Origin of the sequence: Halomonas maura, from assembly GCF_030409305.1 — a bacterium.
Lineage (GTDB): Bacteria > Pseudomonadota > Gammaproteobacteria > Pseudomonadales > Halomonadaceae > Halomonas > Halomonas maura.
The window spans coordinates 5,349-31,829 of the sequence record NZ_JAUFPQ010000003.1; the positions used below are offsets into that span (position 1 = coordinate 5,349).

Below are 26,481 nucleotides of genomic sequence, written 5' to 3' on the forward strand. Positions count from 1 at the left end.
AGAATCGGTGACAAATCGGCAAGAACTGCCGATTTGGGCAGCTCCGCTGCTCTCAGAGAGCGAGCGACATGGAAGTCGCGAGTCAGAAGGCGGCGTTTACCGGTAGTAAAAGAGCACTTTGACCGGGCTCGCGCACGAGCCGATGTTTAACGCCGTATCGCCGCGCGCAGGCACTTTTCAGACATTGCCTAGACCAGGTCGCGGGGAATCGTCTCGTCCCAGGTCCTGGCGTAGATCCGGGTGTCGCCTTCCCAGGCGTCCAGGGTGGCGCGCAGTCGGAAGCTCTCCTCGTCGCTGGTCATCAGGGTGCGGGTCAGGGTGCGCACCTCCCAGTCGCCGCGGCGGAAGCTTCGCTCCCACTCGGTCCAGCCGCTGACGCTGTCGTAGCTGCCATAGGAATAGCTGTAGCGTTCGGTGACCCGGGCGGTGATCTCCAGGTCGATATCGTCGAGGCGATAGCGGCCCTCGTCGTTGATCACCTCGAGGGTCGTCTTGTCGTTGGCCAGGTCGCGGATCACGCGCCAGCTCTCCTGGGTCGGCTGGATCAGGGTCTTGGCGATCGGTGGCGCGCCCTCGGGCTCGCCGAAAGCCGGCAGCGCGGCCTCCTCCGCCGGTCGCGGGGCCCGGACCGGCAGGATCAGCCGGCTGAGCCCGGGGATCACGGTCAGCCGCACCGGCCGGGGCGCCGGCCAGGCCAGCGGCCAGTAGCTGGTGGACACCGACAGGCGGATGGCATGGCCCGCCGGGAACTGCTGGGCGATATGCTTCAGCGACACCGTCACGCGATAGCGCTCGCCCGGCACCAGGGGCTCGGGGAACTCGTCACTGTCGCGGTGGGTGAGGTTGAGCAGCCCATAGGAGACCCGGGTGGCCTTGTCGTCCTCGGCGATGTCGATAAGCCGCAGCGCCACCATGGCCACCGGCTGGTCGGCCTCGATCTCGAGCTCGACCCTCGGCTGGCCGCAGATCTCCAGCGGCGCCGCGAGGCGCGGCGTCTGGAAGATCAGGCAGCCCCCGTCCTCGTCGCGCTGGTCATGGGGCAGGTCGGGGGGCGCGTTGTACGAGCACCACTTGCCGGCGAAGAGCCCCACCGACAGCGGCGAACGCACGGTCAGTGCCGCCTCGTCGTCGACCCCGTCGGCCTCGGGCAGCAGGTCATGCCCCACGGTGAGACGGAAGGAGCCGGGCTGGATATTCGGCGAGGGCCAGCGCGGCTCGCTGATCCAGCGCCCCGGGCGCACCTCGTAGCGAGCCGAGGGCGGCTTCGACTCCTGGATCCACACGCGCAGCATGGGCTCGTCCATGATCCCGGTGTCCTCGCCCTTGAGCCAGTGGTCCCACCAGCGCAGCGAGTCCTGCAGGAAACCGATGGCCGGCCCGGGCACGCCCAGGTGGGGGTACTTGTGGGCCCAGGGCCCGACCAGCCCCCTGCGCGGCACCGACAGGCCCTCGAGCAGCCGGAAGACGGCGTTGCAGTAGCCGTCGGCCCAGCCGCTGATGGCGTAGACCGGACAGCGGATGGCGGCGAAGTCCTCGCATACCGAGCCATGCTTCCAGTAGTCGTCACGCCGCTGGTGCTCCAGCCACTTGGCCAGCCACAGGCCGCTGCCGTCGAGGCGCTCCCGCCACATCTCGCGCCAGCCCTCGCCCACCAACACGGGGTCGGGCGGACAGGTGTTGCCGTCGAACATGGTCGAGGCCCAGGACAGGTTGTCGCCGAGCAGGCAGCCGCCCATGTGGTGGATATCGTCGGCATAGCGGTCATCGGTGGAGCACAGGGTGATCACCGCCTTGAGCTGGGGCGGCTGCAGGGCGGCGATCTGCAGGCCGTTGAAGCCCCCCCAGGAGATCCCCACCATGCCCACCTCGCCGGTGCACCAGGGCTGGTCGGCCAGCCACTCGAGCACGGCCACGCCGTCGGCCAGTTCCTGGGGCAGGTATTCGTCGGTGAGCACGCCGTCCGACTCGCCGGTGCCACGGATGTCGACCCGCACCCCGGCATAGCCGTGCCCGGCCCAGTAGGGGTGGCTCTGGACGTCGCGGGCGGCGGTCAGGTCGCGCTTGCGATAGGGCAGGTACTCGAGGATCGCCGGCACGGGGTGATCCTCGGCATCCACCGGCCGCCAGATCCGGGCCGCCAGCCGCGTGCCGTCCGCCATGGGGATCCAGGTCTCCTCTTCCTGGACCCGGCGCGGAAATGCATCGACGATTCGCATCCTCGTCCTCCTCCTTCAGCCCTCGACCTGGTCGAACGCGAACGCCAGGCGCGCCGCCAGGCGATCATGGTTCTCGAGCAGTTGCTCCGCGGTGTCGGCGCCCATCCACACGTAGGCCAGGGCGTAGCTGTAGCTGTCCTGCTCGGGCAGCGTCGAGAGCCGCTGCCCGGCTTCCACCTGCAGGGCGATCACGGTGCCCGGGAAGGCCGCCTCCAGCTCGGCGATCTCCGCCTCGCTGGGCACCCGGGCGACCACGGCGTCGACGAAGAACACCCGGTAGAAGAACTTGGCGGCGACGGCGAAATCCCCCTGGCGATGCGGCATGTCGGGCCGCTGGCCCAGCGCCAGGTCGATGGTGACCTGCTGGTTGCTGACCCCGTCGACCTTCTCGAAGAGGTCGCAGTGGGACTGGGAGATGCGGGTGTTGATCTCCAGCAGCCAGATGCGGTCCTGCACCTCGTCCCAGAAGTACTCGATGTTGAAGGCCGAGTTGTCGAAGCCGATATGGGTCATCACCGTGTCGCTGAGCTCGCGCATCTTGTCCTGAATGGGCGCGGGCAGCCCCGAGGGGTAGCGATAGTGGAAGAAGCTCAGCACCTGGGGGTAGCGCAGCGAGTCGACGATCCCGTAGCTAACCACCTCGCCCTCGAAGACGTAGCCCTCCACGGTGCACTGCCAGCCGCCGATGATCTCCTCGGCCATGCAGAAGTGACCGTCCACGGCGGCGATCTCGTCGGGCAGTCGTGCCTGCTCGAGCACGGTGTTGAAGGGATCCGCGATCAGGCCGATATCCTCGCGCAGCTTCTCGATGGCGTGATAGAAGTCCTCGGGGGTGTCGATGCGAAAGCCCAGCCGCGACCCCGAGGACTTGATCGGCTTGACGAAGAAGGGGAAGTAGAGTCCCGCCTCGCCGATCCGGGTCAGGGCCTCGTCATCGAAGGGATCGAAGGCCGTGAAGGTCGGGATGAAGTCGGGGATGACCTCCTTCTGCATCCGGCGGCTCCAGTACTTGTGCTCGCACTTCAGCAGGCTTTCCAGCCTGGGGGTGCGGGTGCCGAAGCGCTCGCAGAGGATCGGCAGCATGGTGGAGACGGGAAAATCCATATAGCCGACGATGGCATCCACCGGGCCCTCGAAGGCCTCCAGTTGCCGGGTCGCCTCGTCGAGCATGGCGGCGATGTCGAAGACCTCGGTGTCGTAGACCGCCTGGGGCTCGATGACGCCGTGGAAGCGATAGGCCTCGGCGCCACGCAGGCTCTCGAGACGCTGACGGTTGAAGTCGTTGAGCCCCACCACGAAGACATTGCGGGCCTCACTGCTCATGACATCCTCCTCGCGGATCACCGCCTGGATGAGGGGGCCGTGCGCATCGGCAGCGACGCGTCCCGATGGCGGCGGCGCCACCCTCATACCGCAGGATAGTTCAGTCGCGGACCGCCACGGCCGTGATCGCTCCATGACCGCCCGTCGAGGGAACTCGGCGAGGCCGCAAGGATCATCACAAGCGAGGGAGACGACATCGGGAGAGCCGCGTGAGCCAACGAGACGAGTTCATCGAACGCCTGAAGGCCAGTCTCGACGAGTGGAACGCCGAGATCGACGCGTTGATGGCCCGAGCCAGGCAGGCCAGCGCCCGGACCCAGGCCCGCCACCAGGAAGACCTGGAACGGCTGCGCCGCCGCCGCGACGAGGCCCGTCAGCGCCTGGACGAGTTGCAGCGCGCCGGCGAGGGCGCCTGGTCGGACCTGCAGAAGGGCACCGACGAGGCCTGGGAGCGGATGCGCAAGGCCTTCCGCGAGGCCGCCGCGCACTTCAAGTGAGGGCCGGCCGCCGGTTCAGGACGCCCGCTCCGGCGCTTCTCCGTCGTCGCGCTCGAGGCGGTCGATGGCCGTCTGGCCCTCCCGGGACAGCGTCTCCAGGCGCTCGATCTGTTCGGCCAGCCTCGGCAGGGCGTCGCGGCGATAGTGCGAGAGATCCTCGATCGCACCCATGACGTCGGCGAAGGCCCCCTCCAGGGCCTGCAGGTCCAGGTTGGCCGAGGCCGCCCGGGTCTGGATATCGACGCCCTGCTGGCGCAGGGCGCGGGCGGTCCCGGCGATGGTCTCCGAGGTGGCGGCATTGAGGGACTCGATGCGATCCAGCACCAGCCGCTGGTTGGCGAGCGCCAGCGCCACCGTGGCCGCCACGCTCAAGGCCGAGACGGTGACGTTGATGGCGCGGTCCACGCCACGCATCAGCTCGCGGTTGTTGCGGATGATCACCTCGAGGGCCAGCACGCCCTGCTGACAGACCGCCTGCTGCTGCTGGAGGTCGAGGATGCGCTGGCGCAGCGGGAACAGCAGCTCCTCCTCGACGAAGGCCCGCCGCGACTCGTCGGCGATTCCGGGCAACGCCCGCTCGAGGCGCCGGTCGATCAGCCGTCCCAGCGCCACCTGGCGCTGCAGCTGCGCCAGGGTCTGGTGCATGGCGTCCTGATCGTCGGCCAGGGTCAGGTTGTCGCGCTCCAGCATGTCGCGCCCGCCCTCGAGGTCGGCGATGATCGCCTCCAGGGCCTGCTGGGCGGTCTCGAAGCGATGGAAGTAGCGCTGCAGCCGGTTGCCCACCCCGGGCAACCAGCCCAGCACCCGGTCCAGGGGCCCTGGCGTCAGGCGATGGTGGCGGGGATCCAGGCTGCCCATGCGCTCGCGAAGCTCGACCAGCGCCTTGGCCACGGGCCCGCCCTCCTCGCCGTGCTGGGCCAGCTGGCGCAGCGGCGTCTTGAGCATCTCGCTCTGGCGCGCCGCCTGCTGCTGCAGCTCGAGGCCCATCTCGTCCACCGCGCGACGCTGGCGGCTGGCCCCGCCCTCGCCCTGGTCGTCCAGGGTCTCCGCGACGAAGGCATCGGCCATGGCCGCGAGTCGGGGATCCTCGTCCTGGTGGCGGGACGCGGACTCCTCCGTTCCCTCCAGCTCCTCGGCGATGCGTTCCACCGGCGGCAGCGACAGCGGGCTGCCGGGCTTGGTCGCGTCAGTCATGGCATGGGACTCCCTTGGTTGCCGATTCTGCGTCTAGGACCCCTGCGGGAACGGCCTGTTCGCGAGGGAGCTTATGAGCCTAGCGTGAGGGGCGGCTATAGCGCTCGGCGCCGTCGATGAAGCGACGCAGCTCCTCGCAGGCCTGGTCGGCGCCGACCCGGGCCCGGGGACGGTCGGTGACGAGGCGTGACAGCGCCACGCTGGCGTCGTCCAGCGCCGTCAGCGCCGCCTCGTTGCGGGCCGCGAGGTGTCGCAGCGAACGCTCGGTGTCCTCGACCAACGCCAGGCGCCGGCGCAGCGCGCTGGTCTCGTTGGCGGTCAGCCGGTCGGCTTCCTGGCCGAGGCGGCGGCGCACGAAGTCGACGTCGAGGCCGGCCACGCCCCGGGCCTGGGCCACCATGGCGTTGAGGTTGTCCACTGCCCCCAGGCAGACCTCCTCCACCAGCGAGCGGGCGCGCTCATGGGCCAGTTCGCTGGTGTCGAAGCGCGAGCCCAGCACCCCCAGCACATGGCGATAGCGGCTGTAGAGCCGATCGACCTGGCCGGCATGGTCCTCGCGTCCCGCCTCGAGCAGCTCGCGCTTGGCGCGACACAGGGCCTGCACCACCTCGTCGGCATCGGCCGGCGGGTTCGCCGGGTCGAGCTCGGCGACCCCGGCCTCGCGTCCCTGCCGGACCTCCTCGGCGCGGCGGCGACTCGTCTCGGCCTCGAGCATCGCCTCGAGCCGGCGCTGGTGGCGCCGCGCCCGGAACCGCCGCCAGCGCCGCTCCAGCGGAATCTCCACCGCGATACCGACCAGCCCCGCCAGCCAGCCCGGCAGGCTGGGATCGAAGCCGCCCCACAGCGAGGTCAGCCACATCAGCAGGCTGAGGAAGGGCACCAGGAAGGCGTAGCGCAGCACGACCCGCCAGCGGGTCGGGTGCTCGGTGGGCAGGGCCAGTCGGGGGCTGGCCAGCCCGATCAGGCACCAGGGCAGGCACGTGAGGAACAGGCCATAGGCGGCCCCCTGCAGGAATCCCAGCATGGTGTGGTCGAAGCTCCTCTCTACAAGCGCGACAAGGCGGCGGTGGCGGATGCCCCCATGATGAGGCCAGAGGCCGGCCACCGCCAGTGACGTCCTGATGTCCCGTTTCGGAGGTTCACCGTAGACATGGCGAGCGAATCGGGCCGCCAGAACCCTACCGTCAGCCGCTGAGACGGGGCACTAGCGGCAGATGCCCGTCCCGCGCCGGCCCAGGTGGAAGTGATCGGCATGCGCCGCGTTGTAGTCCGGCCCGAGCACGGTGCCGAACAGCCCGCAGGCACCTCGCTGGGCCCGGCGCAGGAAGCGCCCGGCCGGCCCGTCGTCCCCCCAGTCCCGTCGTACCGAGACGCGCCGTCCATCGGCGAGGCGGAAGGCCGCGACGTCCAGGGCGGCCGCGGCGGCATGGTCGCTGCGACGTCCCTGCTCGCGTGCGTAGATATTGCGACAGGCGAAGCTGCCGAAGTGCTCCACCGCCACGACCGGCTGACCGAACACCTCCCGGGCGACGGGCTGCAGGCGATGCCGCTCGTAGAGCAGCCAGCTCACGGCCAGCGGACAGCGGGCGATGAAGCTGCGGTCGAACGCGACCCCCGCGCGGTGCAGGCGCAGGACATCGGTGAGGGGGCAGCCGGCGACCGGGGTATGGTCGGCCAGGACGCTATAGCGCAACTGCGCGTCGGGCACCGTGGCCAGCACGGCCCGACAGGCCTGGGGATCGTCCTCCAGGCGGGCCAGCTTCCAGCGGGTCACCGGGGTCACCGGCGCCGCCACCCGCAGGGGCGCCCAGGGGTTCCACGCCGGCGGGATCGACCACCAGCCCTTGTCGAGGCCGATGCCCACCAGCAGGCCGATGATCACCAGGCCCAGCAGCAGCGTGCGCATGTCCCTCCCGTGATGGCGGTCGCATCCTCCCGAGCATAGCCCGCCGCGTGCCTTGCCACCCGCCGCGCTGGCGGTGGTACCCTGAGTCGGCGATCCGCCACTCGAGCCTGCCGTTAGCCATGAACCTCACCGACCTGCTCGCCACGGCCGACAGCCAGGCCTGGCACCAGCGTCTCGCCCAGCTCACCCTGGCCGCCGGCGGGGTCGGCTTCCCCAGCCTGCTGGAGCAGACCCTACACGCGCTGGCCGGCTTCGATACCGTGCTGATCAACACCTACCAGGGCCAGCACCGGCCGCTGCTGATTCACGACAACTACCCGCCGGAGCGTCGCGAGCAGGGCATCGAGCGCTACCTGAGCCAGGCCTACCTGCTCGACCCCTTCTTCAAGGCCGTCCACGACGGCCTGGACCGCGGCGCCCATCGGCTGCGCGAGCTGGCCCCGGACCGCTTCGAGAGCAGTGACTACTACCACCACTACTATCGCGCCCTGGGCCTGAGCGACGAGGTCGGCCTGTTCGCCCGGGTCGATGCCGAGGTGGTGGTGGTGGTGTCGCTGGGCTTTCGCGAGGACGCCCCGCGGCTGACACGGCGCGGCCTGCAGGCGCTGCGCCATGTCGCCCCGGTCCTGGAGGTGCTGCTCGGCGAGTACTGGAAATGGCAGGGCCACCGCTTCCAGGAGCGGATGGCCGAGCGCGAGCCGGTGGAAGCCGCCTTCGACAGCTTCGGCCAGGAGGCTCTCACCGCCCGGGAACGGGAGATCGTGCGCCTGCTGCTGGCCGGCCACTCCACCAAGTCGGCGGCCAGGGAACTCGACATCAGCGACGGCACCGTCAAGGTCCACCGCAAGCACATCTACCAGCGCCTCAACCTGTCGAGCCAGTCCCAGCTGTTCCGGCTGTTCCTCGACCACGTGGCGCTGGTCTCCCGCCAGCAGGGCGGCTGAAGGCGCGAACCCGCGCTGCGTGATCGAATCGTGATGATTTCGCCGGGCCGAGCGCCTAGCGTGGGACATGAGCCACAGCACAGGAGTCTCGCCATGCCCGCATCATCCCTGCCCCGTCGGCCCCTCGTCGGGCTGGGCACCGCGCTGGCGCTTGGCGTCGCCCTCAGCTGGTCGCCGCTCGGTCACGCCACCAGCCGCGCCGTCGCCCTGCCGCCGCCGTCCACCACCGGCCCCGCTTCCGCGGGCGATGCGCTGCACAGCGCGGTGCTCGCCGGCGGCTGCTTCTGGGGCATCGAGGCGGTGTTCCAGCACCTCGACGGCGTGACCGACGCGGTCTCCGGCTACAGCGGCGGTGCGGCCAGGACCGCCGACTACCGCAGCGTCAGTGCCGGTCGCACCCGGCATGCCGAAGCGGTGCGCATCACCTACGATCCCGACAGGATCTCCTATGCCCGGCTGCTGCAGGTGTTCTTCTCGGTGGCCCATGACCCGACCCAGCTCAACCGCCAGGGACCGGACCGGGGCCCGCAGTATCGCTCGGCGATCTTCTATGCCGACGAGACCCAACGCCGCGTCGCCCAGGCCTATATCGACCAGCTCGAGGCGGCCGAGGTGTTCGACCGTCCGATCGTCACGCGGCTCGATCCGCTGGAGGCCTTCTATCCCGCCGAGCCCTACCACCAGGACTACGCCTACCACCACCCGAACCAGCCCTACATCGTGTTCAACGATCTGCCCAAGGTGGCCAACCTCGAACGCCTGTTCCCCGGGCTCTATCGCGACGACCCGGTCCTCTCCGCGACGCCTTGAACCACCATGGACGACGCCCGGCGCCCGTGAGGGGGCATCGGTCACGCGGACACGCGTCGGGCGGCGCCGATCGCGGCGGCGCTCAGGGCGTGAGCGTCATCCACACGCTCTTGAGGTCGGAGTACTCCTCCAGCGAATGGTGGGACTTGTCGCGGCCGTTGCCCGACTGCTTGACGCCGCCGAAGGGCACCGTCTGGTCCATGTCCGCCCAGTTGTTGACGAACACCTGCCCCGAGCGCAGCCGGCGCGTGACGCGCATGATGCGGTCGATGTCCTGGCTCCACAGCCCGGCCGCCAGGCCGTAGTCGCTGTCGTTGGCCAGCCGCACCGCCTCGTCCTCGCCGTCGAAGCCGAACACCGACAGCACCGGGCCGAAGATCTCCTCGCGGCCGATGGCCATGGCGTCGGTGACGCCGTCGAACACCGTCGGCGGGATAAACAGCCCCTTGCCTCCGACAGCAGTGGCCTCGCCGCCGGTGCGCAGGGTCGCGCCCTCTTCCACGCCGCGGCGAATGTACTCGAGGATGCGGGCATGCTGGGTGTCATCGACGATCGCGCCCATGAAACTGGCCGGGTCCAGCGGGTCGCCGGGCTGCATGCGCTCGGCGGCGGCCAGCACCTTCTCCACGAAGGCCTCGCGGATGCTGTTCTCGACCAGCAGCCGGGAGCCGGCGATGCACACCTCGCCCTGGTTGTGGAAGATCGCCGCGGCGGCATGCTCGGCGACCTTGTCCAGGTCCTTGCAGTCGGCGAACACCAGGTTGGGGCTCTTGCCGCCGCACTCCAGGAAGACCTTCTTGAGGTTGGACTGGCCGGCGTACTGCATCAGCTGCTTGCCGACCCCGGTGGAGCCGGTGAAGGCCAGGCAGTCGACGTCCATCGACAATGCCAGCGCCTTGCCCACGCTGTGGCCGAAGCCCGGCAGCACCTGGAAGACGCCGCGCGGCAGGCCGGCCTCGCGCGCCAGGCTGGCCAGGCGCAGCGCCGACAGCGGCGACTTCTCCGAGGGCTTGAGGATCACGCTGTTGCCGGCGGCCAGCGCCGGGGCGATCTTCCAGGCGGTCATCATCAGCGGGAAGTTCCACGGCACGATGGAGGCCACCACCCCCAGCGGCTCGCGCAGCACCAGGCCCAGGGCGTCGTCGCCGGTGGGCGCGACCTCGCCGTAGAGCTTGTCGATGGACTCGGCGTGGTGGCGCAGACAGCCGATGGCGCCGGCCATATCGCCCAAGGCGCTGGTGACAGGCTTGCCCATGTCCAGGGTGTCGAGCAGCGCCAGCTCGTGCCGGTGCGCCGCCATCAGCTCGGCAAGCCTGAGCAGCACGGCCTTGCGCTTGCCCGGGGCCAGGCGCGACCAGGCGCCGCCCTCGAAGGCGCGCCGCGCGGCCGATACCGCACGATCGGCATCGGCGGCGTCGCAGCTCGCCACCTCGGCGAGCGTCTCGCCGGTGGCCGGATTGGTGGTGGTCAGGGTCGCGCCATCGGCGGCGTCGACGAAGGCGTCGTCGAGATAGGCGCGGTTCTCGAGGCCTTGCTCGACCAGCGAGGCGGCCAGTGCCTGCCAGTCGTCGCGGGTCTGGGGAATTCGGCGGTTATCGGTCATGAGAGACTCCCGTGATCAGGCCGGACGGTCGGCGCGGGCGAGCATGGCGTCGCAAAGCACCTGGGCGCCCAGGCTGCAGTGTTCCGGGGTGGCGTACTCGGCCTCGTTGTGGCTGATGCCGTCGCGGCAGGGAATGAAGATCATCGCGGTGGGGGCGACGCGCGACACGTAGACGGCGTCGTGGCCGGCGCCGCTCATCATGCGCCGGAAGCGTACGCCCAGGGCCCGGGTCGCGTCCTCCACCGCCGCGATGCACTCGGGGGCGAACGCCACCACCGGCGAGGCCCAGATCCGCTGCTGTGACACCGCCACGCCGAAGGTCTCGCCGGCGGCGGCCAGCTCGCGTTCGAACAGCGCCTGGAGGGCATCGAGTTCGGCTTCCACCACGTGGCGCAGGTCGACGGTGAGGCGCACCTCGCCGGGGATGACGTTGCGCGAGGCCGCCTCGATGTCCAGGCAGCCGCAGGTGACCTTGGTGTCGCCGCTGGCGTCGGCCAGGGCATGGGCCTGCAGGCGGTCGATCAGCCGCGCCGCCGCGGCCAGGGCATCGTGACGCAGGCGCATCGGGGTGGGGCCGGCATGGGCCGACTGACCTTCGAGCGTGACGTCGAACCAGCGCATGCCCTGCACGCCGGTGACCACGCCGATGGCCTCCCCGGCGTCCTCGAGCACCGGTCCCTGTTCGATATGTAGCTCGAAGAAACCAGCCAGTCGCGGCTCGCCCACCGGCAGGTCGCCGGCGAAGCCGCAGGCTTCCAGGGCCTCGCCGAGGGTCACGCCGTCGGCGTCGCGGCGGTTCAGGGTATCGTCGACGGCGAACTCGCCGGCATAGGTCCCCGAGGCGACCATCGCCGGGGCGAAGCGGCTGCCCTCCTCGTTGGTCCAGACCACCAGCTCGAGGGGGCGCTCGGTGACGATGCCCTGGTCGTGCAGGCTGCGGAACACCTCGAGCCCGGCCAGCACGCCGAGGATGCCGTCGAAGCGGCCGCCCCTGGGCTGGGTGTCCAGGTGGCTGCCGGTGGCGACCGGGGCGAGATCACCACGACGGCCCTCGCGGCGGATAAAGAGGTTGCCGACCCGATCGACGCGCCAGGTGCAGCCGATCGCCTCGCACCAGTCGAGCAGCAGGCGCCGGCCGGCGGCGTCCTCGGGAGTCAGGGCCAGGCGGCAGCTGCCGCCGTTGGCGGTGGGGCCGATCTCGGCCATGGCCATCAGCGTATCCCACAGCCGCTGGCCGTCGATGGAAATCGTCATGGTGCGCCTCGTTGGTCATTGTTCGGGCAGGGCCATCGCCGTTGGCGTTGTCGATCGGGGCTGGTCCGTCGACAGGCCTACGAGGAGGCGCTGTGGACCCATCCATGGGCGCTATTTTTGCCCTCCATGGCAACAGACCTCCTCTTTGGCCTGTCCCCGGCGCCCCTCGACGCAGCTCAAGGCGACACCCCTGGTCATTGGGGATCATGTGCCGTGGGATCACCTTACGAGGGCGGCGCGAGCCCCCGATATACCCCAATCAGGATATGTCACCCGCTCCCCGGGCCTGGCTAGGCTGGCCTCCATACGACAGGAGGTAACGCCATGACCACAACAACCATCCGCCCGACGACCGACCGCCCCGCCCTCGATACCCAGACCCTGTGGCAGAAGGACAAGGATCACTTCATCCATCCCTTCACCGACTTCAGCGTGTTCCACGAGGACGGCTGCGACCTGATCACCGACAGCGAGGGCATCCACGTGGAGGATTCGCGTGGCAATCGGTTCATCGACGGCATCGCCGGGCTGTGGTGCGTCAACGTCGGCCACGGGCGCGCCGAGATCGGCCAGGCGATGGCCGACCAGGCCACCCGCATGGCCTACTTCTCGACCTTCAACAACCTGTCCAACGCCCCGGCCGCGGAACTCGCCGCCAAGCTCGCCGAGCTGGCCCCCGCGCACCTCAACCACGTCTTCTACAGCTGCGGCGGCTCGGCGGCCAACGATGCCACCATCCGCCTGGTCCACTACTACTTCAATCGCCTGGGCAAGCCGGCCAAGAAGCGCATCCTCTCGCGCAACAACGCCTACCACGGCACCACCTACCTGGCCGCCACCCTGACCGGCATCGAGAGCAACAACTGGGACTTCGACACCCTGGACCACCTGGTGAGCCACCTCAGCGAGGCCAACTGCTACCGTCGCCCCGAGGGCATGAGCGAGGCCGAGTACTGTGATCACCTGGTTCAGGAGTTCGAGGACACCATCGCCGAGATCGGCGCCGATCACATCGCCGCCTTCATCGCCGAGCCGATCATGGGAGCCGGCGGGGTGCTGGTGGCGCCCGAGGGGTATCATGCGCGCATGCAGGCCGTGTGCCGCGCCAACGACATCCTCTTCATCGCCGACGAGGTGGTCACCGGCTTCGGTCGCCTGGGACACTTCTTCGCCTCCGAAGCGGTGTTCGACACCCAGCCGGACATCATCAACTGCGCCAAGGGACTGTCTTCCGGCTATGCGCCGCTGGGCGCCACCCTGATCTCCGACGCGATCTACGAGGTGCTGGGCACCCCGCAGCGCAAGGGGGGCGTGCTGAGTACCGGCTTCACCTACTCCGGCCATCCGGTGAGCTGTGCCGCGGCACTCAAGAACATCGAGATCATCGAGCGCGAGGGGATCTGCGAGAACGTCCGCGAGGTGGGTCCCTATCTGGAGCAACAGCTCAAGACCCTGTCCCGCCATGAAACCGTCGGTGACGTGCGCGGTAGCCACTTCATGATGTGCCTGGAGAACGTGGCCGACAAGATTACCAAGGCGCTGCTGCCGGTGGAGGCACGGGTCGGCGACCGGGTGGCCGCCGAGGCCCAGCAGCGCGGCCTGATCATTCGTCCGGTGGGGCATCTGAACATCGTCTCGCCACCGCTGATCTGGACTCGCGAGACCGTCGACCGGGTGGTCGCCATCCTCGACGAGGCGCTCACCGCGGCCACTGAATCTCTACGCGAGGATGGCTACCTGTAAACGGCTATCCGTTCCCCGCCGGCAACCGCCGCATGTATCACTCGGCATTTCCCGGCGGGGCGAGCCACAGTGCAATGATCAGCCACAACAATTCAACAATAAAGGTTAATGACCATGTCACACTCTCCTTCGGGCTCGAAGGCCCAGCCCAAAGGCTTCGGCAGCGCCACTAAGGGTGGCCTGATATTTCTCGTTGTCGTTCTGATTGCCAGCCTCAGCAACTTCGCACTCGTCGACGGCAACGACTATGGCCTCTACAGCCTGCTACCAACCGCAGTGGTACTGGGCATGGCCATCCTCACCCGACGCACCATCGAATCGCTGCTGGCCGGCACCCTGGTCGGCCTGCTGATGATCGACCCGACCTCGGTAGTCACCCAGGGCTCGGACATCCTGCTCGGCGTGCTGGGCAACGATACCGTCACCTGGATCATCCTGGTCTGCGGCCTGTTCGGCAGCCTGATCGCCCTGCTGGTCAAGACCGGCGGGGTGCTCAGCTTCGGTGACACCATGACCCGCCGCATCCACACCAGGCAGCAGAGCCTGCTGACCACCTGGTTCCTGGGCCTGATCATCTTCGTCGACGACTACCTGAATGCGCTGACCATCAGTGCCTCGATGAAGAAGATCACCGACCGCTTCAACATCTCCCGGGAGAAGCTCGCCTACATCGTCGATTCCACGGCGGCGCCGGTGTGCATCCTGGTGCCATTCTCCACCTGGGCGGTGTTCTTCGCCGGCCTGCTGGAGGAGAACGACGTGACCGGCAACGGCATGGGCCTGTACATCGAGGCCATTCCCTACATGTTCTATGCCTGGGTGGCCGCCGCCATCGTGCCGCTGGTGGCGCTCGGCTGGATGCCCGACATCGGCCCGATGCGGGCCGCCGAGGCCCGGGCCCTGGGCGGCCAGATCATGCCCGAGGGGGTCGACGACGCCGCCCTGGAGGTGGACGAGACCCAGCCCCGCCCCCACCTGCTGAATTTCCTGCTGCCCATCGCCACCCTGATCTTCTTCACCTGGTACTTCGAGATCGACATCCTGCGCGGCGTGATCGTCGCCCTGGCGGTGACCCTGGTGCTGATCGGCGCCCAGCGGCTGCTGAGCTTCCATGACACCTTCGATACGGCGCTCGAGGGCTTCAAGGCCATGATCATGCCGCTCGGCACCCTGGTGGCCGGCTTCACCCTCAAGGAGGTCAACGATGTCCTGGGGCTGACCGACTTCGTGATCACCACGGTGCAGCCGCTGATGACCTCGGGGATGCTGCCCGCGGTGGTCTTCGTGACCATGGCCTTCCTGGCCTTCGCCACCGGCTCCTTCTGGGGGCTGTTCGCCGTGGCCATGCCGATCGTGCTGCCGCTGGCGTCGAGCGTCGATGCCAACATGCCGCTGGTGGTGGGGGCGCTGATCTCCGCCAGCGCCTTCGGCAGCCACGCCTGCTTCTACGGCGATTCCACCGTGCTGTCGGCCCAGGGCAGCGGCTGCACCCCCATGGCCCATGCCCTGACCCAGCTGCCCTACGTGCTGATTGCCGCGGCCATCGCCACTGTTGTATTCCTGATGGTCGGCCACCTGTGAGAGATGCCATGACGACACACGATCACCCCGGCGCCCCGGCGGGCGCCGCCCACGGGACCCCGGCCGAACAGGGCTACGCCATGCCGGCCGAGTTCGCTCCCCACGACGCCTGCTGGATGCTGTGGCCGCAGCGTCCCGACACCTGGCGCTACGGCGCCAAGCCCGCCCAGCAGGCCTTCATCGAGGTGGCCACGGCCATCGCCGAAAGCGAGACGGTGTTCGTCGGGGTCAACGACGACCAGTACGAGAACGCCCGCATCCAGCTCCCCGACCATGTGCGGGTGGTGGAACTCTCCAGCAACGACGCCTGGATGCGCGACGTGGGCCCCACCTTCCTGACCCACCCCGACGGGCGACTGGCCATGGTGGACTGGGAGTTCAACGCCTGGGGGGGCCTCGACGGCGGACTCTACTTCCCCTGGGACAAGGACCGGCGCATCCGCACCAAGATTGCCGAGATGCTCGGCGTCGAGCGCTTCACGGTGCCGGTGATGCTCGAGGGCGGTGCCATCCATGTGGATGGCGAGGGCACCCTGATCACCACCGAGGAGTGCCTGCTCAACGCCAACCGCAACCCCGACCTGACCAAGGCCCGGATGGAGCAGGTGCTGCGCGACACCCTGGGCGTGGAAACCATCCTCTGGCTGCCGCGGGGCTGCTACCGGGACGAGACCGACGGCCACGTCGACAACCTGTGCTGCTTCGTGGGACCCGGCGAGGTGGCCCTGACCTGGTGCGACGACCCGGACGATCCCCAGCATGCCATCTCCCGGGAGGCACTCGCCGTGCTGGAGGCGGCGGTCGACGCCCGGGGCCGGAGGCTCAAGGTGCACAGGCTGCCCCAGCCGGGGCCGCTGCATATCGCCGAGGACGAGGCCAGCGGCATCGACCGCCTGCGCCATTCGCACCCGCGACGCCCCGGCGACCGCATGGCCGGCTCCTACGTCAACTTCTACATCGGCAACGCGGTGGTGGTGATGCCGCTGCTCGATCCGGCCCGTGACGACGAGGCCAGGGCCATCCTCCAGGACCTCTTCCCCAGTCGCCGGGTGGTCGGGGTGCCGGCTCGGGAGATCCTGCTCGGCGGCGGCAACATTCATTGCATCACCCAGCAGCAGCCGCGCTGCCGCTGATCACGGCCGACCGGGAGAGTAAAAAAACAGTGTTTTGAAACTTAACCGAGAAGTCGCTACTCTAACGCTCACACCCCTCAATGGATGAAGGCAATGAAGCGTATCGTGACAACGGGACTGGTCAGCATGATGCTCGCGCTGGGACTCGCGGGCTGCGGCACCACGACGAGTGAGCGGGCCCTCAGCGGGGCCGGCGTGGGCGCCGCGGTAGGAGCCGGGGCGGCCGCCATGACCGGCGGTAGCGTCACCCGGGGCGCGGTGATCGGCGGCGGCGTCGGCGCCGCCACCGGGGCCGCCACGGATTCGGACGACATCGACCTCAATCGCTATCGGTAGGTCCCGACCCGGGCACCGGCATTCCACCGGTGCCTTCTTCCCCAGGCGCCTGGAAATGGCCTAGAGCACCAGGCTGATCAGCAGGGCCGCCCCCCCGACCACCAGCGCGGTCACTACCGCGAGGGTCACCAGCCGATCGAGCCAGCGGTCGAAGACGGCCCAGTCGAATCGTCGCTTCCGGCGACGACGCGTGGCCCCACGCCGCGGGACCCGCCGGCCGGCACGCATCAAGATCATGGTCGGGTTCCCGTTGTTCTCCAAGTATCCTTAGCTTAGGGGCTGGCGACGCGCCCGGCTAGCGTTGACTGCCGCCCGTGTGCCGCGCCGTTGTTTCCGGGTGGCCTCGCCCCCAGATAGGTAGTAAGCACGCTAATCTATGGAGCCTCGCATGCCCCGTCTCAAGGAGACCCCGCTGTCGGTGCTGGACCTCGCACCGATCCGCCAGGGCGGCAACGCCGCCGACAGCTTCCGCGACAGCGTCGCCCTGGCCAGGCTCGCCGAACAGCGTGGCTTCACGCGCTTCTGGCTGGCCGAACACCACGGCATCGAGGGCATCGCCAGTGCCGCCACGGCGGTGCTGATCGGCCACGTCGCGGGCCAGACCTCGCGCCTCCGGGTCGGCAGCGGCGGCATCATGCTGCCCAATCACCCGCCGCTGGTGGTGGCCGAGCAGTTCGGCACCCTGGAGACCCTCTACCCGGGCCGCATCGACCTCGGCCTGGGCCGCGCCCCGGGCTCGGACGGGGCCACCATGGCGGCCCTGCGCCGGGACCCGCGGGCCGGGATGGACGACTTCCCGGCGCGCCTCGAGGAGTTGCGCGGCTTCCTGGACGAGGCCCGGCCCGGCCAGCGGGTCCACGCCGTGCCCGGCCAGGGCACCCGGGTGCCGCTGTGGCTGCTCGGCTCCAGCGACTACAGCGCACGCCTGGCGGCCCGCGAGGGACTGCCCTTCGCCTTCGCCGCCCAGTTCGCCCCGGCCCAACTCCACGAGGCGCTGCGGCTGTATCGCGCCAACTTCCGCCCCTCGGCGGTGCTCGAGGCGCCCCATGCCATGGTCGGCCTGCCGGTGATCGCCGCCGACAGCGATACCCAGGCCGAGTACCTGGCCTCCACGGCGCGCCAGAAGTTCCTCGGCATGATCCGGGGCCGGCGCACCCCGGCCAGGCCCCCGGTGGAACACCTCGACTGGACGCCCCTCGAGCAGGCCCAGGTCGAGCAGTTCCTGGGGGCGGCGGTGATCGGCGGGCCCGACACCGTGCGCGAGGGCCTCGAGGCCTTCCTGGCGGCGACCGGGGCGGACGAGCTGATGCTGCATAGCGATGTCTTCGCCCTGGAGGATCGCCTGCGCAGCTACGAGATCGTCGCCGACCTCTGGCAGGCCGGGGCCTGACGGCGGGTCGGCGCCCGGCGAGGGGCAGGAACGTTTCCCTGCCCACGCTTTCCAACGGGCAGCCATTCACGGCGAGTCGTGGCTCGCCTACCCAGGAGATCCCCATGCCCGACCCCAAGGATCCGCGCCACAACGCCGCCTGGCGGGCGGCGCAGCAGTGGCAGGAACGTGCCCGCCAGGCCCGCCCCGGCGGCAACGTCGGTGGCCTCAAGCTGCTCTTTACCTGGCTGGTCTTCGGCGCGCTGATGATCGTCGGCGTGGTGCTGGGACTGTTCTTCCTGCTGGTCGGCTGGGCCATGCTGCCCATCCTGCGTTACCGCATGAAGAAGCGCATGGAACGCATGCGCGCCGACCAGGCCGAGGATATCGGAGGCAGCTTCCACCATCGGGATACCCCGTATCGCGAGCCCCGCGGCGGCGAGGGACGTCGCCGCGAGCAACAGGTCCTGGAGGGAGACTACGAGGTCAAGGACGCCGACCGCGACGACGAGTGGCGCTGAGCGTCACCGCCGGTTCTCGCCCCTCGATCGACCCTTTATCGACCCCGTCGGCCGGCTCCTCGCGGCAGGCCGGCTTCCCGCGCCCCACCGGCTCGCCCGGCGCAGGCCCCTTGCCGCGCGAGTCGAGGCGTTGCCCCCTGCCGAGTGCTGCCCCGGATGGCCCGCTCGCCTCCTATACTCGGGCTATGGGATCGGCTCCCACCGCAGCACATGATAGCTCCATCGCCCCTGCGGACCATCATCGCGCCACTCGAGGGGAGACCCGCCATGAACGATGAATTCTGCATCCACCCCGCCGTCGATAACGGCGTGCGCCCCGGCAGCGACGCCTTCAGCGGCGGCACCCTGCACTGCCACTGCACGGAGCGGCCGGTGGAGGTCACCGTCAACGCCCAGTGCGCGCACAATCACGTGTGCGGCTGCACCAAGTGCTGGAAACCGCAAGGCGCGCTGTTCTCCATGGTCGCCGTGGTGCCGCGAGACGCCCTCAGCGTCACCGCCAACGAGGACAAGCTCGACATCGTCGATGCTTCCGCGGCGATCCAGCGGCACGCCTGCCGCGACTGCGGGGTGCACATGTTCGGGCGCATCGAGAATCCCGACCATCCCTTCCACGGCCTGGATTTCATCCACCCCGAGCTGTCCGACGAGACGGGATGGGCGGCCCCGACGTTCGCCGCCTTCACCTCCTCGATCATCGAGGCGGGCACCGACCCGCAGCGCATGGGGGCGGTGCGGGCACGGCTCGAGGCGCTTGGGCTGACGCCCTACGACTGTCTCTCCCCTCCGCTGATGGATGCCATCGCGACCCACACCGCCAAGGCCAAGGGGGTCCTCTGAGGCCACCCCTGGCCGTGGCACGCTTGCCGAGCCGCCGCCGCCCGATGACGCCTCAGCCGCAGGCCGGCGGCGCGGCATCCCGGCCCAGGCGTCGGGCCGTCTCCAGATGGCCCTGAAGCGCCGCGATTCGCGAGTCGTGGGCGGGATGGGTGGAGAGGAACTCCGGCGGCTGGCCGCCGCCCGCCTTCGCCATGTTGCGCCACAGCGTCACGCTCTGCCGCGGGTCGAAACCGGCCTCGGCCATGATCTCGAGGCCCATCAGGTCGGCCTCCTCCTCGTGGGTGCGGCTGAACGGCAGGGCGATGCCCAGCCGGGCGCCGATCCCCAGGGCCTGGAGCAAGGGTTCCTGGCCCACCTCCCCCTCGCTGAACAGCCCGACCACCAGCAGCACCGCCTGGATGCCGAGCTGCTGGGTCAGCCGCTCGTTGCCGTGGTCGGCCAGCACGTGGCCGACCTCATGGCCGATCACCGCCGCCAGCTGGTCCGGGGTCTGCGCCACCTGCAGCAGGCCGGCGTTGACGCCGATCTTGCCGCCGGGCAGCGCGAAGGCGTTGGGGGACGGATCGTCGAACACCACCACCTCCCAGGCGTCGGGCATCGCCACCCCGGGATAGTGGCGCCGTGCGGCCGCCACCACCGCCCGGGCCACGCACTCCACGCGGCGATTGAGGGCGGCATCACCGGCGACGGGCTGGCGCTCGCGCAGCTGGCCGAAGGTGTCCCCGCCCAGCTTGGCCATCAGGGCATCGGGCACCAGCGCCAGCTGGCTGCGGCCGGTGGGGGTCTTCTCGCAGCCGGCCAGGGCCAGAAAGGCGAGCAGCAACAAGGCCAGGCGCATCGCGCGAGCCCTCCTCGAACGGGTCTGGCCGCCAGCATACCTAGCGCATCACATCGCGCAACTCCCCCGCCTCGCTCGATGATCCGGCCAGACTCGCCAGCAGGCGCTCGGCAAGGGGGCCGGCAATCTCGCCGGCGTCGCCGGCCAGGCGCCCTCCCGCATGACCGAGAGGGCCCCGGTCCTGTTCCCGGCGTCAGCCCGGGGGACGGGGACGCCCGCCAGCAAGGGCCGAAGCGTGCGCTCGGACGAGTCGTCAGACGGCCTTGAGCCGCAGGATCTCGCGAGCCTGCTGCCAGGTGGCCACCGGGCGCTCGTAGCGCTCGCACAGCGTCGCCACTCGCTCGACCAGTGCGGCATTGGAGGGGGCGAGGCTCTCCTTGTCCCAGCGAACATTGTCCTCCAGGCCGGTGCGGGTATGGCCACCAGCGGCGATGGACCACTCGTTGAGGACCCGCTGGTTGGCGCCGATGCCGGCACCGCACCACTGGGAGCCCGGCGCCAGGCGCTCGAGGGTCTCGATATAGAAATCGAAGGTCGGCTTGTCGACCGGCATGGCGTTCTTCACCCCCATCACGAACTGGACGTAGAGCGGAGACTCGATCCTGCCCTGCCTGGAGAGAGCCACCGCCTGGTGGATATGCGACAGGTCGAAGGCCTCGATCTCGGGCCTGATGTCGTATTTCAGCATCTCGTCGGCGAGCCACTCCACCAGCTGCGGCGAGTTCTCGTAGACCCGGGTGGGGAAGTTGTTGGAGCCCACCGCGAGGCTCGCCATGTCGGGCTTCAGCGGCAGCATGGCGCCCCGCTCCTGGCCCGCTCCCGAGCGCCCGCCGGTGGAGAGCTGAATGATCATCCCCGGGCAGTGCTTCCGGAGACCTTCCATCAGCCTGGCGAACCGATCGGGGTCCGAGGTCGGCGACTGGTCGTCGTTGCGGACATGGCAATGGACGATGCTCGCCCCGGCCTCGAAGGCCGCCTGGGTGCTCTCGACCTGCTCGTCGATGGTCACCGGCACGGCCGGGTTGTTTTCCTTGCGCGGCAGGCTACCGGTGATGGCGACACAGATGATACAGGGCTTCGACATGAGAACCTCGCATGCCCCTGGGTGCTCGTTCGGGGCAGGTGGATGGATGAGTGTCACGGGCCGTCAGTGGCCACATCGCCACCGGCGGGAACGCCGCCCATGGGCGGTGTTCGGCGCCAGGAGACGCAGGCGGGTCCTCGGCCGGCCATGAGCCGGTGGCACGCCGTGACGGCGGCAAGGCGCACCGCCTAGGCGGCGTGCTGCATAACCGCCAGCAGCCTTTCGGCGAACAGGCCCGGCACCTCCACGGAGGGCACGTGGCCCACGCCCTCGAGGATCTCGAGGGGTGCACCATCGAGCTCCGCGGCCAGTGCCTCGAGAGTCGCCGGCGGGGTGGCCAGGTCCTCGCTGCCGCCCAGCAACTGGACCTTGACGCCCTTCCCGGCGAGCTTGCCGGTGAAGGCGTCGCGGCCCAGCATCTCGCACAGCAGGGCATAGGAGTCGTCGTCGCCACGGCCCATCTGGGTGCACCAGCCCGCCTTGAGCGCCGGCTCGGCCGCGAAGCAGGCGGGGGCGAACCAGCGCGGCACGATCTCCTCGGCCATCGCCACCAAGCCCTCCTGGCGCACGCGGCCGGCGCGGGTGTTCCACAGCGCGGCATTGCCGATCACCGCGCCGGTGTTGGTCAGGGTCGCCGACAGCAGGCGGTCGCCGTGCTCGGCGAGCAGCGCCTGGCCGACCACCCCGCCGATGGAGGTGCCGACGAAGTGGCAGCGCTCGACACCGGCATGGTCGACCAGGGCCAGGGCTTCGGCGGCCAGGTCGGCCGGGGCGATGGGCCCCTCGCCCCAGGCCTGGCTGGCGCCATGGCCGGGCAGGTCCCAGGTCAGCACGCGATAGCGCGGCAGCAGCGCCGGCAGGAGGTCGTCCCACACCGCCTGGCTCATGCCCAACGGGTGCGCCAGCACCACCAGGGGATGGATCTCGGCGCCGAGCAGGCGATAGGCCACGCTGCGGCCATGGATATTCAGAAATGCCATGTTGGTCTCTCCGTTCGTTGCAACGGGAAAAGTCGGCGTGTCCAGACTGCCGGCTTGCGTGTCGTGTGGCGCGTGCCTAGGCCCGCTCGATCAGCGTGGCGATGCCCTGCCCCACCCCGACGCACATGGTGCACAGCGCGTAGCGCTGGCCGGTGTTCTGCAGCTCATGGGCCGCGGTCATCAGCAGCCGCGCGCCGGACATGCCCAGCGGGTGGCCCAGGGCGATGCCGCCGCCGTTGGGGTTGACCCGCGGGTCGTGGTCGTCGATGCCCAGCTCGCGCAGGCAGGCGAGGGCCTGGGCGGCGAAGGCCTCGTTGAGCTCGATGATGTCGATCTCGTCGAGGGACACGCCCTGGCGGTCGAGCAGCTTGCGCACCGCCGGCACCGGGCCGATGCCCATGGTGGCCGGTTCCACCCCGGCGGTGGCCATGCCCAGGATGCGGGCCATGGGCGTGAGGCCGTGCCGCTTCACCGCGGCCTCGCCGGCCACCAGCATCGCCGCGGCGCCGTCGTTGACCCCGGAGGCGTTGCCGGCGGTGACGCTGCCGCCGTCACGGAACGGCGTCGGCAGCTTGGCCAGCTTCTCCAGGGTGGTGCCCGGGCGCAGGTGCTCGTCCTGGTCGAAGATCAGCGGCGCCTGCTTGCGCCGCGGGATCTCGATGGCGGTGATCTCCTCGGCAAGCCGCCCTTCCTGCTGGGCGCGCTCGGCCTTCTGCTGGGAGCGCAGGGCGAAGGCATCCTGGTCCTCGCGGGACACCCGGTATTGCTCGGCGACGTTCTCGGCGGTCTCCGGCATGGCGTCGACGCCGTACTGCTGCTTCATCAGCGGGTTGATGAAGCGCCAGCCGATGGTGGTGTCCTCGATCGCCTGGCTGCGCGAGAAGGCGGTCTCGGCCTTGCCCATCACGAAAGGCGCCCGCGACATGGACTCCACGCCGCCGGCCAGGGCCAGCTCGAACTCGCCGGCCTTGATGGCGCGGAAGGCGGTGCCCACCGCGTCCATGCCCGAGCCGCACAGGCGGTTCATGGTGGTGCCGGGCACCGAGGTCGGCAGGCCCGCCAGCAGCGACGCCATGCGCGCCACGTTGCGGTTGTCCTCGCCGGCCTGGTTGGCACAGCCCATGATCACCTCGTCGATGGCGGCCGGATCGAGATCCGGCGCCTCGGCGAGCACCGCCTGGAAGAGGGTGGCGGCGAAGTCGTCGGGACGCACCGCGGCCAGGGTGCCGCCGAAGCGGCCCACGGCGGTACGCCGCGGATGACACAGATAGACGTTATTCATTGAAAGGTCTCCTGGAATTCACACTTAAAGCGCGACGAGCGATGGCCGGACAAGGCGAGAGTCAGCGAAAAAGCGGAGTTTACATCTGTGGTAAATGAGCATTTTGAGCTGACTCTTAACGCCGTATGGTCGAGCGCAGGCCGTTTTAAGGTGAATTTACTCGCCGGCATGCTTGCGGTTGGTCCTCTCCTTCAGCTCGCGCAGGACCTCCAGTTCACGGGCCGAGGGCTCCGGGGTGCTCTCGAGCGCCTCGGCGAAGCGGATCTCCCAGCCGGTGGCATCACACACGTCCTCGCGGGTCACGCCGGGGTGCAGCGACACCACCACCAGCTCCCGGGTCTCGGGGTCGGGCTGCATCACGCACAGGTCGGTGATCACCCGGGTCGGGCCCTTGCCGATGTTGGGCACGCCCTCGCGCCCCTTGCCGTCGCGGCCGAAGCCCAGGGTGGTGACGAAGTCGACGTCTCGGACGAAGGTGCGCCTGGAGTGCTTGAGGGTGATGAACACCTCACCGGCGTTGGTGGCGATCTCCGGCGCCCCGCCGCCACCCGGCAGGCGGACCTTGGGATCGTGGTAGTCGCCGATCAGGGTGGTGTTGAGGTTGCAGTAGCGGTCGATCTGGGCGGTGCCCAGGAAACCCACGTCGATGTGGCCGCCCTGCAGCCAGTAGCGGAACATCTCCGGCACCGAGACGGTGGTCAGCGCCGACTCGCACAGCTCGCCGTCGCCGATCGACAGCGGCAGCACCTCCGGCTTGGTCTGCAGGGTGCCGGACTCGTAGATCAGCACCACGTCGGGGGCATGGGTCAGGCGCGCCAGGTTGGCGGCCTCGGAGGGCAGGCCGATGCCCACGAAGCAGGTCATGCCGTTCTCGAGCGCCCGGGCGGCGGTCACGGTCATCATCTCCGCGGCGGTGTAGTCGGTGCGCATCAGGACTGTCCTCCTGCGTTGTGGACGTTGTCGTCGAGCCAGGCGGTGAAGGCGTCCCGATCCCGGGCGATGGCATCCCACGCCTTGTAGAAGCGGTTGTCGCGGTCGTAGTAGCCGTGGGCATAGGAGGGGTAGGCGCCCTTCTCGGCCACGGCGATGGCGCTGATCGCCCAGCCGGGGATCACGCAGGCGTTGGGCTCGACGTCGAGGTCGTCGACGATCTCCTCGACGGTGACGATGCTGTGCCTGGCGGCCAGCACGGCTTCCTTCTGCACGCCGACGATGCCCTCCACCAGCACGTTGCCCTTGCGGTCGGCCTTCTGGGCATGCACCAGAGAGACATCGGGGCGGATCGAGGGCACCGCGGCCAGGCGCTCCCCGGTGAAGGGACAGTCGATGAACTTGATCTGGTCGTTGACCTTGGGCAGGTCGCTGCCGACATAGCCGCGCAGCACGGCCAGGGGCAGGCCGGCGGCACCGGCCTCGAAGGCGCAGGCCATGGCGGCGTGGCTGTGCTCGAGGAGCTCGATCCGCTGCGGCCAACCCTTCTCCACCGCGTCGCGCAGGCGGTGCAGCGAGCCCACCCCGGGGTTGCCGCCCCAGGAGAAGATCAGCTTGCTGACGCAGCCGGCGCCGATCAGCTGGTCGTAGACCAGGTCCGGCGTCATGCGGATCAGCGTCAGCTCACGCTTGCCCTGACGGATGACCTCGTGGCCCGCCGCGAAGGGGATCAGGTGGGTAAAGCCTTCCATGCAGACGGTGGCGCCGTCTTCGACGTAGCGGGCCACCGCATCATGCAGGCTGAGAAGCTCGGCCATGAGGATGCACCTGTTTTGGGAGTGGGCTCGGGGCCGGTACCTGCGAGGGTGACGGCCAGTTTGTTCGTTTTGCGAACATCAATTCTGTATGCGAACAAACTAGCGTCACCGTCGGTGAACGTCAAACCGTCCCTTGATCCTGGCCCTGGTCCACGCGAGCGAAACGTCCACTAAGCCCCTGCCGGGACGACATTTCCCCATCCAGAGCACGGCACTGGCCTGCGACCAAGGTCTAACACGCTGCCGTCGTCCTTCCTTCCGGCCAGGCGGGGCCCTTCATGTTCGCTTGCCGAACAGTTGTGCTAGATTGGGCCGCTGTAGGCGCCACCCGGCGCCACCATCGGACCGCAGGGGAGAGACCGGATGCAGGAAGAGGTATTGAGCCCGGATGACCGTGACTTCGTCACGGCCCTGGCCAGCGGGCTGGAAGTGATCCTGGCCTTCGACGAGGACCACCCGAGGATGACGCTGAGTGAAGTGGCGACGCGCACCGGCATGAACCGGGCCCGGGCCCGGCGCTTCCTGCTGACGCTGCATTCGCTGGGCTTTGTGCGCAAGACCCAGCGCCATTTCGAGCTGGCGCCCAAGGTCCTGCAGCTTGGCTATGCCTTCCTCTCGGCCAACGACTACCGCTCGGTGATCCAGCAGTATCTCGAGGACATCACCGAGGAGATCGGGGAATCCTCGTCGCTGGGGGTCCTGGACGGCGACGAGGTCACCTATGTGGCACGCTCTTCCGCCAGGCATCGGCTGATGGCCATCACCCTGTCGGTGGGGACACGCCTGCCGGCGGCCTATACGTCCATGGGGCGGGTGCTGCTTGCCCAGCTCCCCGATGACGAGTTGGCGGCCTATCTCCAGCGGGTGACGCTGGAGGCCCACACCGACCGGTCCATCACCGATCCGGCCCAGCTGCGCCACTGCATCGAGCAGGTGCGTCTGCAGGGCTACAGCATCGTCGACCAGGAGCTGGACCCGGGGCTTCGTTCCCTGGCCGTCCCCGCCTTCGACGCCAACGGCAAGCTGCTCGGTGCCATCAATATCAGCACCAATGCCGCGCGCATCGACTTCGACACCCTGACCCGCTCGTTCCTGCCTCTGCTGCAGGACAAGGTGCGGCTGATCCGCACCCATGTCAGCTGATCGCCGCCCCTGACGCCAGTGCCCCGCCACCCGCGCGGCAGCGGACCACCGTGTGTCTTCCACCTGGGGCTAGATGTGTAAATCCACCAGGTTGTTCATCGAAATCCCTAGCCGGCTGACCGGAGGCCGATAATCC

The 26,481-nt window shown here is 69.2% G+C and carries 25 protein-coding genes; 11 read left to right on the forward strand and 14 right to left on the reverse strand.

Going from position 1 to position 26,481, the window contains the following annotated elements; genetic code table 11:
• Nucleotides 1-188: 188 nt before the first annotated feature.
• The gene (locus tag QWY76_RS00840) at nucleotides 189-2,216 is read right to left on the reverse strand and encodes a CocE/NonD family hydrolase (RefSeq protein ID WP_290309222.1); all 2,028 of its coding nucleotides are present in this window, start codon (nucleotides 2,214-2,216) and stop codon (nucleotides 189-191) included.
• A gap of 15 nt (nucleotides 2,217-2,231) precedes the next feature.
• The gene (locus tag QWY76_RS00845; protein WP_290309223.1) at nucleotides 2,232-3,539 is read right to left on the reverse strand and encodes an ATP-grasp domain-containing protein; all 1,308 of its coding nucleotides are present in this window, start codon (nucleotides 3,537-3,539) and stop codon (nucleotides 2,232-2,234) included.
• A 209-nt stretch (nucleotides 3,540-3,748) separates the two neighbouring features.
• Here QWY76_RS00845 and QWY76_RS00850 point away from each other — a divergent pair, with 209 nt between their 5' ends.
• Entirely contained in the window at nucleotides 3,749-4,036 is a 288-nt protein-coding gene (locus QWY76_RS00850) for a sll1863 family stress response protein (RefSeq protein ID WP_290309224.1), read from the forward strand.
• A 15-nt stretch (nucleotides 4,037-4,051) separates the two neighbouring features.
• On the opposite strand, the gene QWY76_RS00855 is transcribed toward QWY76_RS00850, so the two are convergent.
• The 3 genes from QWY76_RS00855 to QWY76_RS00865 form a co-directional block, all read right to left on the reverse strand.
• Entirely contained in the window at nucleotides 4,052-5,230 is a 1,179-nt protein-coding gene (locus QWY76_RS00855; RefSeq protein ID WP_290309225.1) for a toxic anion resistance protein, read from the reverse strand.
• Nucleotides 5,231-5,309: 79 nt separating this feature from the next.
• Nucleotides 5,310-6,254: a cobyrinic acid a,c-diamide synthase gene (locus tag QWY76_RS00860; RefSeq protein WP_290309226.1), complete on the reverse strand. Its 945-nt coding sequence runs from the start codon at nucleotides 6,252-6,254 to the stop codon at nucleotides 5,310-5,312.
• A gap of 180 nt (nucleotides 6,255-6,434) precedes the next feature.
• Nucleotides 6,435-7,136 (reverse strand): extensin-like domain-containing protein, encoded by a 702-nt coding sequence (locus tag QWY76_RS00865; RefSeq protein WP_290309227.1) that lies wholly within the window; start codon nucleotides 7,134-7,136, stop codon nucleotides 6,435-6,437.
• 119 nt (nucleotides 7,137-7,255) lie between these two features.
• Between QWY76_RS00865 and QWY76_RS00870 the strand changes: the two genes are divergently transcribed.
• A complete protein-coding gene (locus tag QWY76_RS00870) occupies nucleotides 7,256-8,080 on the forward strand; it encodes a helix-turn-helix transcriptional regulator (protein ID WP_290309228.1) in 825 nt (274 codons plus the stop codon).
• A gap of 93 nt (nucleotides 8,081-8,173) precedes the next feature.
• Entirely contained in the window at nucleotides 8,174-8,890 is a 717-nt protein-coding gene (gene msrA / locus QWY76_RS00875; protein WP_290309229.1) for a peptide-methionine (S)-S-oxide reductase MsrA, read from the forward strand.
• 82 nt (nucleotides 8,891-8,972) lie between these two features.
• On the opposite strand, the gene QWY76_RS00880 is transcribed toward msrA, so the two are convergent.
• Nucleotides 8,973-10,493, reverse strand: coding sequence for an aldehyde dehydrogenase (locus tag QWY76_RS00880; protein WP_290309230.1), 1,521 nt, complete (start codon nucleotides 10,491-10,493; stop codon nucleotides 8,973-8,975).
• A 15-nt stretch (nucleotides 10,494-10,508) separates the two neighbouring features.
• Entirely contained in the window at nucleotides 10,509-11,747 is a 1,239-nt protein-coding gene (locus QWY76_RS00885) for a M20 family metallo-hydrolase (protein WP_290309231.1), read from the reverse strand.
• A gap of 324 nt (nucleotides 11,748-12,071) precedes the next feature.
• On the opposite strand from QWY76_RS00885, the gene QWY76_RS00890 reads away from it, so the two are divergent.
• From QWY76_RS00890 to QWY76_RS00905, 4 genes are all read left to right on the forward strand, one after another.
• Entirely contained in the window at nucleotides 12,072-13,490 is a 1,419-nt protein-coding gene (locus tag QWY76_RS00890) for an aminotransferase (RefSeq protein ID WP_290309232.1), read from the forward strand.
• Between the two features lie 114 nt (nucleotides 13,491-13,604).
• Nucleotides 13,605-15,071, forward strand: coding sequence for a Na+/H+ antiporter NhaC family protein (locus QWY76_RS00895; RefSeq protein ID WP_290309233.1), 1,467 nt, complete (start codon nucleotides 13,605-13,607; stop codon nucleotides 15,069-15,071).
• A gap of 8 nt (nucleotides 15,072-15,079) precedes the next feature.
• On the forward strand, nucleotides 15,080-16,204 hold the full coding sequence (gene aguA, locus QWY76_RS00900; protein ID WP_290309234.1) for an agmatine deiminase: 1,125 nt from the start codon (nucleotides 15,080-15,082) through the stop codon (nucleotides 16,202-16,204).
• 93 nt (nucleotides 16,205-16,297) lie between these two features.
• Entirely contained in the window at nucleotides 16,298-16,540 is a 243-nt protein-coding gene (locus tag QWY76_RS00905; protein ID WP_290309235.1) for a YMGG-like glycine zipper-containing protein, read from the forward strand.
• 60 nt (nucleotides 16,541-16,600) lie between these two features.
• On the opposite strand, the gene QWY76_RS00910 is transcribed toward QWY76_RS00905, so the two are convergent.
• Entirely contained in the window at nucleotides 16,601-16,777 is a 177-nt protein-coding gene (locus tag QWY76_RS00910) for a hypothetical protein (RefSeq protein ID WP_290309236.1), read from the reverse strand.
• Nucleotides 16,778-16,928: 151 nt separating this feature from the next.
• Between QWY76_RS00910 and QWY76_RS00915 the strand changes: the two genes are divergently transcribed.
• The 3 genes from QWY76_RS00915 (at nucleotide 16,929) to gfa (ending at nucleotide 19,270) form a co-directional block, all read left to right on the forward strand.
• Nucleotides 16,929-17,930, forward strand: a complete 1,002-nt coding sequence (locus QWY76_RS00915; RefSeq protein WP_290309237.1) for an LLM class flavin-dependent oxidoreductase — start codon at nucleotides 16,929-16,931, stop codon at nucleotides 17,928-17,930.
• A 104-nt stretch (nucleotides 17,931-18,034) separates the two neighbouring features.
• Nucleotides 18,035-18,430, forward strand: coding sequence for a hypothetical protein (locus tag QWY76_RS00920; RefSeq protein ID WP_290309238.1), 396 nt, complete (start codon nucleotides 18,035-18,037; stop codon nucleotides 18,428-18,430).
• Nucleotides 18,431-18,697: 267 nt separating this feature from the next.
• Nucleotides 18,698-19,270, forward strand: coding sequence for an S-(hydroxymethyl)glutathione synthase (gene gfa, locus QWY76_RS00925; protein WP_290309239.1), 573 nt, complete (start codon nucleotides 18,698-18,700; stop codon nucleotides 19,268-19,270).
• 52 nt (nucleotides 19,271-19,322) lie between these two features.
• On the opposite strand, the gene QWY76_RS00930 is transcribed toward gfa, so the two are convergent.
• From QWY76_RS00930 to QWY76_RS00955, 6 genes are all read right to left on the reverse strand, one after another.
• The gene (locus tag QWY76_RS00930) at nucleotides 19,323-20,108 is read right to left on the reverse strand and encodes a M48 family metallopeptidase (RefSeq protein WP_290309240.1); all 786 of its coding nucleotides are present in this window, start codon (nucleotides 20,106-20,108) and stop codon (nucleotides 19,323-19,325) included.
• A gap of 253 nt (nucleotides 20,109-20,361) precedes the next feature.
• The gene (locus tag QWY76_RS00935) at nucleotides 20,362-21,192 is read right to left on the reverse strand and encodes a 3-oxoadipate:acetyl-CoA acetyltransferase (RefSeq protein ID WP_290309241.1); all 831 of its coding nucleotides are present in this window, start codon (nucleotides 21,190-21,192) and stop codon (nucleotides 20,362-20,364) included.
• A gap of 188 nt (nucleotides 21,193-21,380) precedes the next feature.
• Nucleotides 21,381-22,172, reverse strand: a complete 792-nt coding sequence (locus tag QWY76_RS00940; protein ID WP_290309242.1) for an alpha/beta fold hydrolase — start codon at nucleotides 22,170-22,172, stop codon at nucleotides 21,381-21,383.
• Between the two features lie 76 nt (nucleotides 22,173-22,248).
• A complete protein-coding gene (pcaF, locus tag QWY76_RS00945; RefSeq protein ID WP_290309243.1) occupies nucleotides 22,249-23,454 on the reverse strand; it encodes a 3-oxoadipyl-CoA thiolase in 1,206 nt (401 codons plus the stop codon).
• Nucleotides 23,455-23,610: 156 nt separating this feature from the next.
• Nucleotides 23,611-24,384 (reverse strand): CoA-transferase subunit beta, encoded by a 774-nt coding sequence (locus tag QWY76_RS00950; RefSeq protein ID WP_290309244.1) that lies wholly within the window; start codon nucleotides 24,382-24,384, stop codon nucleotides 23,611-23,613.
• The gene (locus QWY76_RS00955; protein WP_290309245.1) at nucleotides 24,384-25,202 is read right to left on the reverse strand and encodes a CoA transferase subunit A; all 819 of its coding nucleotides are present in this window, start codon (nucleotides 25,200-25,202) and stop codon (nucleotides 24,384-24,386) included. The genes QWY76_RS00950 and QWY76_RS00955 overlap by 1 nt, the downstream gene beginning before the upstream one ends.
• 363 nt (nucleotides 25,203-25,565) lie before the next feature.
• On the opposite strand from QWY76_RS00955, the gene QWY76_RS00960 reads away from it, so the two are divergent.
• Nucleotides 25,566-26,345: an IclR family transcriptional regulator domain-containing protein gene (locus tag QWY76_RS00960; RefSeq protein WP_290309246.1), complete on the forward strand. Its 780-nt coding sequence runs from the start codon at nucleotides 25,566-25,568 to the stop codon at nucleotides 26,343-26,345.
• Nucleotides 26,346-26,481: the final 136 nt, after the last annotated feature.

Excerpts from the sequence above, each read along its gene's own strand:
- QWY76_RS00840 (WP_290309222.1), bottom strand. The coding sequence starts at position 2,216 with ATGCGAATCGTCGATGCATTTCCGCGCCGGGTCCAGGAAGAGGAGACC.
- QWY76_RS00845 (WP_290309223.1), bottom strand. The coding sequence starts at position 3,539 with ATGAGCAGTGAGGCCCGCAATGTCTTCGTGGTGGGGCTCAACGACTTC.
- QWY76_RS00855 (WP_290309225.1), bottom strand. The coding sequence starts at position 5,230 with ATGACTGACGCGACCAAGCCCGGCAGCCCGCTGTCGCTGCCGCCGGTG.
- QWY76_RS00860 (WP_290309226.1), bottom strand. The coding sequence starts at position 6,254 with ATGCTGGGATTCCTGCAGGGGGCCGCCTATGGCCTGTTCCTCACGTGC.
- QWY76_RS00865 (WP_290309227.1), bottom strand. The coding sequence starts at position 7,136 with ATGCGCACGCTGCTGCTGGGCCTGGTGATCATCGGCCTGCTGGTGGGC.
- QWY76_RS00870 (WP_290309228.1), top strand. The coding sequence starts at position 7,256 with ATGAACCTCACCGACCTGCTCGCCACGGCCGACAGCCAGGCCTGGCAC.
- msrA (WP_290309229.1), top strand. The coding sequence starts at position 8,174 with ATGCCCGCATCATCCCTGCCCCGTCGGCCCCTCGTCGGGCTGGGCACC.
- QWY76_RS00880 (WP_290309230.1), bottom strand. The coding sequence starts at position 10,493 with ATGACCGATAACCGCCGAATTCCCCAGACCCGCGACGACTGGCAGGCA.
- QWY76_RS00885 (WP_290309231.1), bottom strand. The coding sequence starts at position 11,747 with ATGACGATTTCCATCGACGGCCAGCGGCTGTGGGATACGCTGATGGCC.
- QWY76_RS00890 (WP_290309232.1), top strand. The coding sequence starts at position 12,072 with ATGACCACAACAACCATCCGCCCGACGACCGACCGCCCCGCCCTCGAT.
- QWY76_RS00895 (WP_290309233.1), top strand. The coding sequence starts at position 13,605 with ATGTCACACTCTCCTTCGGGCTCGAAGGCCCAGCCCAAAGGCTTCGGC.
- aguA (WP_290309234.1), top strand. The coding sequence starts at position 15,080 with ATGACGACACACGATCACCCCGGCGCCCCGGCGGGCGCCGCCCACGGG.
- QWY76_RS00905 (WP_290309235.1), top strand. The coding sequence starts at position 16,298 with ATGAAGCGTATCGTGACAACGGGACTGGTCAGCATGATGCTCGCGCTG.
- QWY76_RS00910 (WP_290309236.1), bottom strand. The coding sequence starts at position 16,777 with ATGATCTTGATGCGTGCCGGCCGGCGGGTCCCGCGGCGTGGGGCCACG.
- QWY76_RS00915 (WP_290309237.1), top strand. The coding sequence starts at position 16,929 with ATGCCCCGTCTCAAGGAGACCCCGCTGTCGGTGCTGGACCTCGCACCG.
- QWY76_RS00920 (WP_290309238.1), top strand. The coding sequence starts at position 18,035 with ATGCCCGACCCCAAGGATCCGCGCCACAACGCCGCCTGGCGGGCGGCG.
- gfa (WP_290309239.1), top strand. The coding sequence starts at position 18,698 with ATGAACGATGAATTCTGCATCCACCCCGCCGTCGATAACGGCGTGCGC.
- QWY76_RS00930 (WP_290309240.1), bottom strand. The coding sequence starts at position 20,108 with ATGCGCCTGGCCTTGTTGCTGCTCGCCTTTCTGGCCCTGGCCGGCTGC.
- QWY76_RS00935 (WP_290309241.1), bottom strand. The coding sequence starts at position 21,192 with ATGTCGAAGCCCTGTATCATCTGTGTCGCCATCACCGGTAGCCTGCCG.
- QWY76_RS00940 (WP_290309242.1), bottom strand. The coding sequence starts at position 22,172 with ATGGCATTTCTGAATATCCATGGCCGCAGCGTGGCCTATCGCCTGCTC.
- pcaF (WP_290309243.1), bottom strand. The coding sequence starts at position 23,454 with ATGAATAACGTCTATCTGTGTCATCCGCGGCGTACCGCCGTGGGCCGC.
- QWY76_RS00950 (WP_290309244.1), bottom strand. The coding sequence starts at position 24,384 with ATGCGCACCGACTACACCGCCGCGGAGATGATGACCGTGACCGCCGCC.
- QWY76_RS00955 (WP_290309245.1), bottom strand. The coding sequence starts at position 25,202 with ATGGCCGAGCTTCTCAGCCTGCATGATGCGGTGGCCCGCTACGTCGAA.
- QWY76_RS00960 (WP_290309246.1), top strand. The coding sequence starts at position 25,566 with ATGCAGGAAGAGGTATTGAGCCCGGATGACCGTGACTTCGTCACGGCC.